At 66.0% G+C, this 13,013-nt stretch carries 13 protein-coding genes; 8 read left to right on the plus strand and 5 right to left on the minus strand.

Annotated features, from left to right (window positions below; genetic code table 11):
* Window positions 1-7: 7 nt before the first annotated feature.
* From DQP56_RS04430 to DQP56_RS04445, 4 genes are all read left to right on the plus strand, one after another.
* Window positions 8-1,150 carry an acyl-CoA dehydrogenase family protein gene (locus tag DQP56_RS04430; protein ID WP_112683772.1) on the plus strand — a complete coding sequence of 381 codons (1,143 nt, stop codon included), beginning with the start codon at window positions 8-10 and terminating at the stop codon, window positions 1,148-1,150.
* Between the two features lie 116 nt (window positions 1,151-1,266).
* Window positions 1,267-2,007: a FadR/GntR family transcriptional regulator gene (locus DQP56_RS04435; protein ID WP_112683773.1), complete on the plus strand. Its 741-nt coding sequence runs from the start codon at window positions 1,267-1,269 to the stop codon at window positions 2,005-2,007.
* The gene (locus DQP56_RS04440) at window positions 2,004-2,834 is read left to right on the plus strand and encodes a PaaI family thioesterase (protein ID WP_112683774.1); all 831 of its coding nucleotides are present in this window, start codon (window positions 2,004-2,006) and stop codon (window positions 2,832-2,834) included. Before DQP56_RS04435 ends, DQP56_RS04440 begins: the two co-directional genes overlap by 4 nt.
* Window positions 2,835-2,847: 13 nt before the next feature.
* A complete protein-coding gene (locus DQP56_RS04445) occupies window positions 2,848-3,681 on the plus strand; it encodes a thioesterase family protein (RefSeq protein WP_112683775.1) in 834 nt (277 codons plus the stop codon).
* 21 nt (window positions 3,682-3,702) lie between these two features.
* Here DQP56_RS04445 and DQP56_RS04450 read toward each other — a convergent pair whose 3' ends face one another.
* The 5 genes from DQP56_RS04450 to DQP56_RS04470 all read right to left on the minus strand — a co-directional run bounded on the left by DQP56_RS04450 (window position 3,703) and on the right by DQP56_RS04470 (window position 9,021).
* A complete protein-coding gene (locus DQP56_RS04450; RefSeq protein ID WP_112683776.1) occupies window positions 3,703-4,824 on the minus strand; it encodes a CaiB/BaiF CoA transferase family protein in 1,122 nt (373 codons plus the stop codon).
* The gene (locus DQP56_RS04455; RefSeq protein ID WP_112683777.1) at window positions 4,824-5,870 is read right to left on the minus strand and encodes a hypothetical protein; all 1,047 of its coding nucleotides are present in this window, start codon (window positions 5,868-5,870) and stop codon (window positions 4,824-4,826) included. Before DQP56_RS04455 ends, DQP56_RS04450 begins: the two co-directional genes overlap by 1 nt.
* Window positions 5,870-6,715 carry a UGSC family (seleno)protein gene (locus DQP56_RS04460; protein ID WP_170306046.1) on the minus strand — a complete coding sequence of 282 codons (846 nt, stop codon included), beginning with the start codon at window positions 6,713-6,715 and terminating at the stop codon, window positions 5,870-5,872. The genes DQP56_RS04455 and DQP56_RS04460 overlap by 1 nt, the downstream gene beginning before the upstream one ends.
* 91 nt (window positions 6,716-6,806) lie before the next feature.
* On the minus strand, window positions 6,807-7,805 hold the full coding sequence (locus DQP56_RS04465; RefSeq protein ID WP_112683778.1) for an acyl-CoA dehydrogenase family protein: 999 nt from the start codon (window positions 7,803-7,805) through the stop codon (window positions 6,807-6,809).
* 4 nt (window positions 7,806-7,809) lie between these two features.
* A complete protein-coding gene (locus DQP56_RS04470) occupies window positions 7,810-9,021 on the minus strand; it encodes an acyl-CoA dehydrogenase family protein (RefSeq protein WP_112683813.1) in 1,212 nt (403 codons plus the stop codon).
* A gap of 163 nt (window positions 9,022-9,184) precedes the next feature.
* Here DQP56_RS04470 and DQP56_RS04475 point away from each other — a divergent pair, with 163 nt between their 5' ends.
* From DQP56_RS04475 to DQP56_RS04490, 4 genes are read left to right on the plus strand one after another with little or no spacing between them, the layout of a single operon-like run.
* Window positions 9,185-10,408, plus strand: coding sequence for a cytochrome P450 (locus tag DQP56_RS04475; protein WP_112683779.1), 1,224 nt, complete (start codon window positions 9,185-9,187; stop codon window positions 10,406-10,408).
* Window positions 10,409-10,436: 28 nt separating this feature from the next.
* Window positions 10,437-11,180 (plus strand): SDR family NAD(P)-dependent oxidoreductase, encoded by a 744-nt coding sequence (locus DQP56_RS04480; protein ID WP_112683780.1) that lies wholly within the window; start codon window positions 10,437-10,439, stop codon window positions 11,178-11,180.
* Between the two features lie 4 nt (window positions 11,181-11,184).
* The gene (locus tag DQP56_RS04485; protein WP_112683781.1) at window positions 11,185-12,039 is read left to right on the plus strand and encodes a sugar phosphate isomerase/epimerase family protein; all 855 of its coding nucleotides are present in this window, start codon (window positions 11,185-11,187) and stop codon (window positions 12,037-12,039) included.
* Between the two features lie 12 nt (window positions 12,040-12,051).
* On the plus strand, window positions 12,052-12,975 hold the full coding sequence (locus DQP56_RS04490; protein ID WP_112683782.1) for a TIGR03619 family F420-dependent LLM class oxidoreductase: 924 nt from the start codon (window positions 12,052-12,054) through the stop codon (window positions 12,973-12,975).
* Window positions 12,976-13,013 lie beyond the last annotated feature (38 nt).

The following is a 13,013-nucleotide window of genomic DNA, read 5'->3' on the forward strand; positions in this document are numbered from 1 at the left end:
AAAACATATGCGCCGCAACATATTCGATGACGTTCACAATGACTTCCGCGCTACCGCGCGCGCTTTCTTCGAACGCGACTGCGCCCCTAACACCGAAAAGTGGGAACGCGACGGCAAAGTCAGCCGGGAAGCGTGGCTTTCCGCGGGTGAGCACGGGCTGATCGGTTGGGCGCTTCCCGAGCGTTACGGCGGCCTGGGGGTCACCGATTTCCGGTTCAATCAGATTGTGTCCGAGGAGATGTTCGGCACCGGCTCGGTCGGCATCGGACTGGGTGTCCAAAACGACATCCTGGTGCCCTATCTCAACGACCTGACCACCGAGGAACAGAAGGAGCGCTGGCTACCGAAGTTCATCGCCGGCGAGTACATCGGATCGATCGCAATGTCCGAGCCGGCCGCGGGCTCGGATCTAGCGGGCATCAAGACCACCGCCCGCGACGACGGTGATGCATGGATCGTCAACGGCCAGAAGACGTTCATCAGCAACGGCCTACTGTCCAAACTGGTGTTGACCGCCGTCAAGACCGATCCGTCGGCCCGGCACAAGGGCGTCAGCCTGCTGATGATCGAGGACGGCATGGAAGGTTTCACCCGCGGCCGCAAGCTTGACAAGATCGGGCAGTATTCCGCCGACACCGCCGAGTTATATTTCGACAACGTGCGGGTGCCCAAAGAGAACCTGGTCGGCGAGCTCAACCGCGGTTTCTACCACCTGGTTTCGCATCTGCCTAGCGAGCGGGTGGGCATCGCGTGCTACGCACTACCGGCCGCACGACGTGCACTGGAGCTGACCAAGACGTACGCGCTGGAGCGAACCGCCTTCGGCCAGCCGATCGGCAAATTCCAGGTGAACCGGCACTTCCTAGCCGAGATGCAGACCAAGCTCGATGCCGCCCAGACTTACCTGGATCAGTGCATCCTGGCGCTCAATGACGGCGAGCTTTCCGATCAGGACGCCGCCGGCCTCAAATGGTGGACCTCGGAGGTCCAATGGGAGATCATGGACCGCTGTCTGCAGATCTACGGCGGCTACGGCTACATCAACGAATACGAGGTGGCCCGGCTGTGGCGGGACTCTCGAGTGCAACGCCTCTACGGCGGGACCACGGAGATCATGAAGGATCTGATGGGCCGGTCGATGGGGTATTAGACGATGACGTTGCTCACCTCCCGGCCGTGAAATCCCGGTCGACCGGACGAAGTCGGCTAGCCTGCCAAATAATTAATTGATCAATTCAGGGTTGTACTTATCGACGGAGGGTCGATATGGAGGTCACCAGTCTTCGGGAGCCGAAGATGGCCGATCGGGTGGCCACGGTGTTGCGTCGGATGTTCATTCGCGGCGAGATCACCGAAGGCACCATGCTGCCACCGGAATCAGAGCTCATGGAACGGTTCGGGGTATCCCGGCCGACACTGCGCGAGGCGTTCCGGGTGTTGGAATCGGAGTCGCTGATTGAGGTGCAGCGCGGCGTACGCGGCGGTGCTCGGGTGACCCGGCCGCGGCGGGAGACACTCGCCCGCTATGCCGGCCTGATCCTGGAGTACGAGGGCGTGACGCTGAAGGACGTTTACGAGGCTCGCGTCGCCCTTGAAACACCGATGGTCGTGCAGATCTCCAAAGACCGCAATCCGGCCGTGATCGCCGAACTCGAGGAGATCGTCGAACGCGAGGAACAGCTGAAGCCCGGCAGCGAGGCCGTCGACCAGCTGACCGACTTCCACGCCGCTATCGCGCGTCTGTCAGGCGGCAAGACCCTGCAGATCGTCAGCGACATGCTGCATCACATCATCCAGAAGGCGAACCGCTCGCTGCAGCCGACCAAGGGGGCACGTGCCGAACAGGCGGTCCGCCGCTCGGCGAAAACCCACCGGATGATCCTGGATTTGATCAAGGCGGGTGAGAGCGAGAAGGCCGGCGAGCTGTGGCGCAAACACCTGCAGAAGGCGGAGGAGTTCGTGTTGACCGGAGCCGAACTGTCAACGGTTGTCGATCTTCTCGAATGACCGGTCTAGACGAACGAGCAACCACGCGCGACACCGAGACACCCGACACGATCCAGGCCCGGTTTGGGATCGAATTTCTCGACGAGAACCCGGCCAATGCGACCGCCGTGATGTCAATGCCGATGTCGGGGTTGCGCAATCCGTTCACCGACGCGCCGAGCATCGGCCCGCTGGCGATTTTGGTCGACGCAGCAGGCGGCACGGTCAATCACCATCGCCGGCGCGCTGATCAATGGACTGTGTCCAGCGAGCTGTCGGTGGAGCTGAGCGTCGACAGCATTGACGCCCCTGACGCAGTCGTGGTGGCAAGCGCGCGGCCACTGGGTCCCGCCACCGCCACCTCACTGGCGATTTGCACCCTCACGCGCGGGAACACGGTGATCGGCGGTGCAACGGTGCGCTCCTTCTACATTCCCGCGGGCGGATTCGTCGGCGAGCGGCCGCCGGACTCATTGGTGCGCACGGCGCAGACGACACTCACCGATCTGATGGCGGTCCGACCCCGGCCCGTCGACGAGGGCCTTCACGTACTGGAGCAGCACCCCGATCCCAGCCTCTACAACGACATCGGCATCGTGCACGGCGGTGTGGCGGCGGCCGGGTTGGAGGTATGCGCTTCGGCGGCCGTCAATCAGCAGCGCAGCGATAGCTTGCTACGGACGGCCTCGCTGCGGGTGAACTACCTGCGCCCGTTTATCGCCGGCCAGAACTCCCGTTACCTCGGCACGCCCATGAGGATCGGCCGCCGGAGCGCGGTTGGCGACGCGCAGGCCGTCGCCGACGACGACAAGGTGGCGATCACCGCTCGGGTGACCGCCTACCGCTGAATCGAGATTCTCCGTGACCCCACCCGCAGACGTACCGACGTGCTTCTTCGTTGCTGACGATGACCTCTATCACCCCACCCGGCTGGCGCGCGGGCCGTGGGGCCCACACCTGAGCGGCAACTACGTCGGCGGATTGCTCGGTCGCGCGGTCGAACGGCAGGTCAGCGATCCCGATCTGCAGCCGGTCAGGTTGACCGTGGACCTGCTCCGACCGGTGGCGCCCCAACCTGTGCGAGTCGATGCCTACGTGGTCCGTCAGGGCCGTCGCATTCAGCTCGTCGACGCGGTCATGCGCCAGGAGGACACCATGGTGGCGCGCGCCAGCGCGCTGTTTCTCCGCCGTAGCGAGCACCCGACGGCTACGGCGTGGACGTCACCGATCACCATGCCCGACATACCGGACGAGCCCGATGTGATCCCCGACGACCTTCCTATGCTGCTTCATTCCTACGGCCGCGACCCCGTCAACGGCAGTCCGGGTGTGGGAGTGGACCAATGGCGACATGACGGTCAAAAGTTCGTCTGGGTGCGGGAAACCAAGCTTCTCGTCGATGACGAACCGCTCAGTCCGTTCACGCGCGCTGCCATGGCGGCCGACGTAACCAGCTCACTGACCCACTGGAGCACTGCGGGGCTGCAATTCGTCAACGCCGACTACACGCTCACCCTCAGCCGGTTGCCGAAGGGCGTCCACATCGGTCTGGCGTCGGTCACGCATTACAGCCAGGCGGGGGTCGCCACCGGCGTCGCGACCATCTTCGACCGTGAAGGCCCCATCGGCAGTGGGATGGCGACCGCACTGGCCAACCCTGGATTCAACGTGCCGTCCTCGATGCTGCCCGGGTAACGTCGAGGTCTTCGTCACCGGTCATCCGATGTCGTCGGTGGCGCCCCGACGCCTGTTCGGTTGAGCCGCTACGTGCCATTGCTCTAAGACCTCGGCGGTGTGTTCGCCGATCGCCGCCAGCTGATCGGATGGGTGGCCCGCTCCGGACAGCAACCGCGGAGCCGGGGCGGGAACGCGCACGGGATTGCCGTCGTGGTGCCGAAGGCTGCGGATCGCGTTGCGGTAGCGCAGGTGGGGGTCGGCGATCAGGTCGTGCGCGGTGTTGACCGACGCCACCGGGATGCGTGCCTCCACCATCGCGGCCAGTACCTGATCGCGCGGGCGCTCGGCCGCCCATCGTCGCAGCGCCACCTCCGGGGTCTCCGATGCGGCGGCACCGACGAGTTCGCGCACCGATCGCTCCTGGCGGCTGGTGGATGCGCTGACCGCGACCCAGCCGCCGTCCCCGGTGGCGAAGACGTTACGCAGCGCGACACCCGGCAGTCGGCTGCCGAGCCGGTGCGGTGACGTGGACTCATCGAAACCGGACAGTATCGGGGCGGTCATGTGCAACATCGCGTCGACCGGATTGACATCGACAATCTGTCCCGCCCCGCCGTTCTGCTGACGCTGATGCCAGGCCGCGAGGATGCCGAAGGCACCCACATAGGCGGTGACCGCGTCGCCGAGCGGCACCGACGGCAACACCGGGGGGCCGTCGGGGTCGCCGGTCATGTGGGTCAGACCGCTGTACGCTTCGGCGAGGGTGCCGTTTCCCGGGAAATCGGCGGCAGGCCCATCCAATCCGAATCCACTGACGTGGACATAGATGAGCCCGGCGTGCAGAGCGGCCAGCGTTTCATGGTCCAGCCCGCGTCGCTGCAGCCTGGCGGCGGGTTCGTTGACGACGATGACATCGATGCCTCCGATGGCGGCGTGGAGTCGCCGCCGATCTTCGGCGGTCTCCAGATCGAGCACCAGCGAGCGTTTGCCGCGCCCCGTCAGCGCCCATAGGTGACGGGCCGATTCCCGGTAGGGATCCCCGCCGGGCGGTTCCAGCCGAACGACGTCGGCGCCGTGGTCAGCCAGCACGGCGGTGATCAGCGGCGCCGCCAGCAGAGTCGCGGCGTCGAGCACCCGCAGACCCGCCAGCGCGCCGGCCATCACGCGCGGACGGGTCTGGTCTGGGCCATCGTGGTACCCCAGCTGTGCAGCGCCGCAGCGTGCAGTCCACCGAGGCCGCCGGCGAACAACACGATGACGTCCTCCGGGCGCCGCGCCAGCAACACCCGGCCCTGGCCGTTGATCCGGCCGTGCTGCTCGTAGAGCTGTTGATAGTGCACGGGCCACTCGGTGACCGGGATGGACGCGGATTCCCACAGCAGGTTTTGGACGTCGGCCGGGTCGGGGTAGGCCGCGCCGATCATGGGCGCCCACACCGGGTTGAGCACCACCACCACTTCGGCGAAGGACAACTGGAGCAGATAGCCATTAGCACCGTGATAGGCCAACGAGCGACCGATGAACTGCAGCAACGTGTCTGCGTCGGTGGCCATGGTTTCACAGATGTTGACGGTGCCCATCGTCCCGAACGCGGTGACCGCGTCACCACCCACACCGCGGCGCTGCGCCAGCGGGGCCCACGGCGAGCGTTCCTCCCACTCACCGAACACGATGCCGGTAGTTCGGGCCGGTTGCCCGAACGTGCTCTGCGAGGTGACGCCGATCCGCTGCCCGGCCACGTTGCGCATGATGAGTTGCAGTGCCCGCCCGATGGCGGCAGCACGCCCGTCGGCGCCGCCGAGGCAGCCGGCCCCGAACGGAATGCCCAGCGAGTGGCGCTGTTCGCCGTTGACGATCAGGGCCGTCGTCACCGAGCCTGTAGTGGCGTTCAAGGCATGCAGCTCATACCGGGGGTCGGCCACGGCCTCGACCGCAGCGCGCAGCAGCGGCAGCGCCGACGCGGGCGCTCCGGCCATCACAGCGTTGATCGCCAGTTTCTCGGCGGTGACCGGGGCATTCGACGGCGGCAACTCAGCGACCACCTCGGCCGGGTCCACTCCCCACTGCTGCAGATAGCCCTCCACCCGCGCGGCGGTGGGCGGAATCAGCGGCAACCCGTCGCTCCAGCCACGCTCCCGAGCGAACGCGTCGAAGTCGTCCTGATCGGCCGGGACATCGACGGTCGCGCTCTGCAAGGCAGCGGCCATCAGACCACCGCACCGAGGGCGTCGAGCAACCGCGGGAAGGCGTCGCGCGCCGCCGCCCGCACCTGGTCCTCGGGCAGCACATTCAGCGACGAATCCAGTTGCAGCAGCCGCAGGCCGGGGCGGCCGGCATCGGTGGCCAAGGTGGCTGCGAGTCCGACGAAGTGCTCGGTCACGGCGACGACGGTGGGTATTCCCCGGTGCAATGCATTGAGGCCGTCCTTGACGCTCCACGAGGTACACGAGCCGCAATTAGCCAATCCCGAGATGATCGCATCCACGCCACCGACGAACGCGTCGTACTCGGCCTGGTGACGTTCGCCTTCGGGGCCTTTCAACCCCTGGGCCCGCCGCCATGTCGTCACGACAGCCCCCGCTCGTTGAAGTTCCGGGATCCATTCGGCAACGGTCTGGTCGTACGCCGCCCACAACACGTCGACCCGTAAGCCGATCCGCTTGCCGGCCAACGGCCCCAGATCGGGTCCCGGGTCATCGTCGCCCGGTACCACACCGGCCGTCGGGTCCAATACCGAAATGGTGTGCGGCACCGCAACGGTCGAGGCTCGCGCCGGCGCCACCCGCGGATCGTCGAGCAGCAGCGTCCGGACTGCGGGCACAACACTGCGCAACCGGGTGCCGACGACATCGCGCAACCGGTCCGGCGGCAATACGCAATCGGCGCACTCCACGGTTTCGAGGCAAAGTTTGAGTGAAACCGCGCCGCTGGCTTCATCCACGGCGATGAGCTCGAGCGATCCGCCGTCACCGCCGAACATCGCGGATAGCTCGGCAACCACGTCGGCGACCACGGCGCGGCTAATCGGTTCTTTGAGTTCTGTGTCCAACATTGTGAAGTTCCTCTTCTGATGAACGGACGGCCGATGGGCGGTCTCAGCATCGCCCATATCGTAAGGCTTCTATTATAGATTTGTCCATGCGTCAGCAGGCCAAGATCAAGGGTGGCAGCGGCGTCCCGGAGCTCCCCGGTGCAAACAGTTCGCCGGCCAGCTCGAGTTCGAGCGTGGTGGCGCTGCCGAACAGCACGTCGAGCTGCATCGCGCGCGCCACGTAGCGGTGCAGGATGTTCTCCTCGGTCAAGCCGATGGCACCACTCAACTGCAACGCCGACGCGCGCGCCGCGCGTTGAGCATGGCTGGCAGCAATCTTCGCGGCGCGGGCCACGCCATGCCCACCGTCGGTGGCAGCCTCGGCGAGCAGAGCTCGGGCGCCATCGATCTCCGCCTGCGCCTGGGCGAGCTGGTGCCGGACGACCTGGAAAGCCGCGATGCTGTGCCCATACTGGCGGCGGGCGCTGACGTGTTGGGCGGTGAGGTCTAACGCTCGCGCGGCCAGCGCAAGGACTTCGGTGGCGATCAGGCGTCGCCCCTCGGCGACGGTGTCGGACCACTCGGCATCCGCCGGGTGACCGTCGTCGGTCACGGTGGCCGTCGCCTGCAGCCAGGACACTGAGGGGTCGAACGTCTGCAGCGCCACGACGTCGACGTCAGCGGCCGACACCGTGGTCACCCGGATATCGTCACCGGCGAGGAAGGGCACCACGATGGTGTCGGTGGGTTGCGGCGGTCCCTGCAGCAGTCCGACGACACGGCCGGGGCCCGATGACGGGGCGGCACCCGGCGGGAACGGGAGCAGAAGCAGAGCGCCACCCGCCGGCGGAGCCGTGGCAAGAGCCGGGGTGAGCCGCTCGATCAGCGTGCTGTCGAGGAGGTCCGATGTCGTCAACGACACCGCATGCTGGGCCACCAGAATCTGTTCAGCGGCCAGCGGATACTCCTCGGCGACATCACTCCAGCCGAGTTCCCCGAGCATCGGTGCCAATCGGTGAAAGCAGCCCTGCTCGGCCCCGGCGAACATCTCGTTGACGGATTGTTCGATCAGAACCCGTGTCTGCGCGTCAGGTGTGCGGTTCTTGGCCATAGTGCTAATCCTTCGGAAGTGCCAGAACATGGTCGGCGATGATGCCGCGCTGGATTTCCGCGGAGCCGCCCATGATCGTGGCGGCGCGCGAATACCACCACTCCACCGCCCAATCGTGGGCGTAGCGCCGGTCGGTCGGCGCGGCAACCAGCGATGCCGCCTCCATCACATCGGCGACGAGGTCGTGTGCCGCCTTGTCCGCCTGCCCGCACAACAACTTATCGATGCTTGCCTCGGGCCCAAGCGCCTGTCCTGAGGCCAGCCGCCGAAGGGACTGCAAGCCGCGGGCTCTGGCCGTCAACACCTGCACATAGATGCGCGCGAAGGCCGCGGTTTGGGCGGCGCCGGCGATGTCATGAGCCATCATTTCATCGCGGAGTCGCCGCATCGACCGCATCAACCGTGACGTCGACGCATAGCAGTACATGGCCCGTTCCCACTGCATCAGGTACATCGCCACCGCCCAGCCACCGTCGATCTTGCCGATCACCCGTTCCAGCGGCACGTCCACGTCGTCGAAGAACACCTCGGCGAGTTCGCGCTGGCCGCTGGCCAGCGCGATCGGCCGGATGGTGATTCCCGGGCAGTCGGTATCGACCAGAACGATCGTCAGTCCACGGTGCCGCGATTCGGGGGCACCGGTGCGAACCAGGCACAGTAACCGGGTCGCGGTCGCCCCCTGGCTGGTCCATATCTTTTGGCCGCTGATGATCATCCGGTCGTTGTCGATGCTTCCGCGGGTACGTAACGCGGCCAGGTCGCTGCCGGCATCGGGCTCGCTGAACGCTTGCCCCCACCACTCCGCGCCGCGCAGGTATCCCGGAAGCAGCTTCGCGGCCAACTCGGGGGCGAAGCCCAGTACGGCAGGGCCGACCGTATCCAGCGTCATGCACTGCTCCGGGATCGGCAGGTCGGCCATGCTCAATTCTTCGTAGAGGACAGCCCGGTGGATCTCGCTGCCGCCCAGACCCGCCACGGCCGGCGGCCATCCGTAACGGTTCCAGCCTGCCGAATACAGCAGCGCCAGCAGGCGAGCGTGCGACTGGAGAATCTCTTCGGTTGATTGCGCCGGGTCGACACGCCAGGCGTCGAGTTGCGGTTCGGTGCGTAAGAAATGTCGCAGTTCGCGGCGGTAGGCCGTCACGTCCGCGGCCAGCTCCCCGGGCGTGACTCCTACGACGGCCGTCGGCGGCTGCGTGACTTCTGGCGTGTTCATCGGCGACTCCTCGGTTGGCGCGGTCGGCATGAGCATCGAATCTGAAGAAGTAGCCTGGACGCCTCCATAGTAGATGGCTTACGTTATAGGCCAGGCAACGCGGTGTCGTGGCCATCCCGGCGAATCTGGCACCCGTTGAGACCGCGCCGAGGAGTAGCTACCGATGACGGATACCCGCCCCCACACTCAGCCCCGCTCCACGATCGACCTCGACCACCATTCTCCGAAATTCCGCGAAGACCCTTACGGTCCGATTGCGCGGCTACGGGAATCGGGTTGCCCGGTAGCGCATTCCGAGCATCACGGTGGCTTTTGGGCGTTGATGGATTACGCGTCGGTGTTCGATGCGGCACGCGACGACGACCTGTTCAATTCGTATCCCACGGTTGGAGTGCCGCCCAGCGGGATGCCGTTCCCGATTCTGCCCATCGAATCGGATCCGCCGCAGACCAAGGAACTGCGCGATGTCACGCTGCGGCAGTTCTCGCCCAAGGCCGCCGAGACAGCGCGGCCGATGGCTACCGCGATCGCGAATGAGTTGATCGATTCGTTCATCGAACGTGGCACCTGCGACATCGTCGCCGAATTCACCACCCCGCTGCCGGCCCGCGTGATCCTGCGCATGCTGAAGTGGGACGAGTCTCGATACCGCGATTGGGTGCAGTGGGTTCACACGTTGGTGCACGATCGCTCCGACGACCCGGAGAAGGCCGGTATCGCCGGCATGGAGCTTTTCGGCGAGATCGCCAAACAGCTCCAGGCGCGTCGCGCCGAGGGCCTGGGCGACGACCTGTTCAGCGATATCCTGCGCGGCACCCTGGACGGCACACCGCTCGATGACACCCAGATCACCATGTACGGATTCCTGATGATGCTCGGCGGCATGGACACCACCAGCGGGCTGACCGGCAATGTCCTGCTGCGCCTCTGCCAAGAGCCACAGCTCCGCAAGGAACTGACCAACGATCCAAGCCTCCTCGCACAGGGCACCGACGAGTTTCTCCGGCACTGCACGCCCGTTGTAGGGCAGGCGCGCACGGTCTCGCGCGAAACCAGGTTCCACGGTCAGCAGCTGCAGGCGGGCGAGCGCGCGCTGCTGATGTGGGCGGCGGCCAACCGCGACCCGACGGTCTTCGAGAACCCCGATACCTTGGACCTGCGCCGCCCGAACGCCCGAAAGCACCTGTCCTTCGGTGTCGGTATCCACCGCTGTCTGGGGTCTCATTTCGCCCGAATGATGTTCCAGGTCATGGTCGATCACATCCTGCAACGGCTGCCCGACTTCGAGCTCGCCGGTGAGTACGAACGGTTCCCGGACGCAGGTGAAGTGAATGCGGTGCGGCGGCTACCCATCAAGTTCACCCCGGGCCAAGCCTTGCGACGCTGAGACCGCGACGAACCCGAAAGGATCTTGAGTGTCGACTGCCGAAACCACCGTTTGGATCACCGGTGCCACCAGCGGTATTGGCGCAGCCCTGGCCGAGACGGTGCCCTACCCCGGCGCGCATGTCATCAACATCGCGCGGCGACCGCATCCGACATTGGAGAGTGTTCGAGCCGACCTGTCCGAGCCGGCCGACTGGGATGCCGTCGCCGAACATCTCGCCACCGAACTCGGCAACTTCAACGGGCGCCGCGCGGTCTTTGTCAACAATGCCTTCGTCCAGGATCCCGTCGGATTGATCGGCGAGGTCGATCCCGTCGCCTACCGCCGTCATGTATTGGCCAACGCGGCGGCGCCACTGATCCTTGGCGAGGCATTCCTGCGCAACGCCCCCACCGACGTCGAAGTCGGACTGGTGATGATTTCGTCCGCCGCTGCTCGGGTGCCGTTCGCCGGACGGGCAGGGTACGGCGCCGGCAAAGCCGCCATGGAGCAGTGGGTACGCACCGTGCGGGCAGAACTGGCGCAACGGCCGGGAAACCGTTGGGTGGTAGCCATCCGTCCCGGTGCCGTGGACACCCCGTCCTTGCGCGCCGACGCATCAGTCGATGTCTCGATCAACCCGTTGGCACCGAGCATTCGGCAGGCGCTCGCCGATGGAATAGTCGACTCGCCCGAACTGGCGGCGCGCCGGATCTGGGACGTGGTGCCTCCCGGCCCGGAAACACCTGCGGTGGTATTGCTCGGTGAGATGATCGCCCCACCAGGGCGTTAACCTCGTGAGTATCGCTTCAGAGCTCGTGCTCTACAACGGGTGCCTGCTGCCCACGCCGTTTCGTGACTTCGTTGCCGCCGCGGCGTCCGCGGGTTTCGACGCGGTCAGTGTGTGGCCTCTCGTCTACCACCGGGCGGTGTCGCGCGAAGGACTCACACCGGCGGCCATGCGACGGATCCTCCAGGATGCCGGTATCTCCTGCGTCGAACTGGAAGGATGCGACGACTGGTCGCCCGAAACCCCAAACGGGCAGGAAAAGGCGGTATTCCGCTCCCGGTGGGACCGATCGGCGTTCTTCGCAGCGGCCGCCGAACTGGGCGCTGATACCGTCTCGGCAGCGCTTACCGGTGATCAGACGGTGCCGGTCGCCGCAGCCAGCGATCGGTTTGGCGTGCTGTGCGCCGATGCCGCTGCTTTCGGCCTGCGGGTATCGCTGGAGTTCGTCGCGTTCGGCCCGGTGCGCGACTTGGCCACCGGCTGGCAAATCCTGCGCGACGCAGCCCCGCCCAACGGCGGGCTCACCATCGACATCAGCCACCTGATCCGCGGCGGATGGGATGAGCGCACGCTGACCGGCATCCCGCCGGACCGCATTTTCGCAGTACAGCTCTGCGACGGTCCACTCACCGGACCGCCGGACTTGGCCGAGGAAGCGATGTATCACCGCGCGCTGCCGGGAGCGGGCGAATTCGACATTGCGACAATCCTTTCCCTGCTCGCTGATAAGGGTGTCCGCACCCGGGTCGGCCCCGAGCTCTTCCAGGCGAGTTGGGCCCGCCGGGCGCCGTTGGCGGTTGCCCGCGAGTTGCTCGACGCGACCCGCTCGGTGTTGTGTGCCAATGACCGGGCCAACGAATAAGGAGAGCGCCGCATGAAGTTCTCGATCGTGCTTCCCAACTGCATGACCGTCGAAGCGGTCAGCCAACCATGGGAGGCCGGCCTCTCCGGAGCGGAGATCGCCCGAGTAGCCCGCCTCGCCGACGAAATCGGGTTCACCACGGCGCTGGTGTCCGAGCACTTCTTCTTCCCTTCCGAGCACGTCGCGCTCTCCGGTGAGCACGCGCTGCACGCCACCACCGCCCTTGGCTATTTCGCCGGCGTCACCAGTCGGCTTCGGGTCGGATCGTTGGTCAGCATTCTGCCCCTGCACCACCCCCTCATCGCCGCGAAGGCCTGGGCAACGCTGGACTGGCTGACCGGCGGGCGCGCCGTCGTCGGGCTCGGGGTGGGTTGGCTCCGCGAGGAGTTCGACGTTCTGGGCATTCCCTTCTCCCAACGAGGTAAACGGATGGACGAATACGTCGATGCCATGGTCGAATTGTGGACCGCGCAACGACCCGACTTCCACGGCCGCCACGTCGATTTCCAGGACATCGCCTTCGCGCCCAAGCCCGTTCAAACGCCTTATCCCCCACTCTGGTTCGGCGGCGACTCGCGCGCCGCAGTGGAACGCGTCGCCAGAATTGGTTCCGGCTGGGCACCGCTACAGACCCCCCCGGAACGGATTCCCCGTCGGCTCGACTACATCCGGTCGCGACCCACCTGGCGCGATCGGCCACTGGATGTCTTTTACTCCACCGCGTGGCTGAATATGGGCGACGCTCACGCCGTCCTCGACAACCCCGCGGCCAAGGGCAGTTGGCATGCCGACGAGGTTGTCGACCAATGTGGACAACTGGCCGAAGTAGGCGTGACTGAGACCTGGGTACCGCCGCCACCGGTCCGCGACCTGGAGGAGTACCTCGACCACATGCGATGGGTCGCCGCGGAGGTCATGCCCGAATTGCGCCAGTAGCCGCATCGAGGGCAGCCGGGGCGCTTTCTATATCGTAA

Source organism: Mycolicibacter senuensis (genome assembly GCF_003284925.1).
Lineage (GTDB): Bacteria > Actinomycetota > Actinomycetes > Mycobacteriales > Mycobacteriaceae > Mycobacterium > Mycobacterium algericum_A.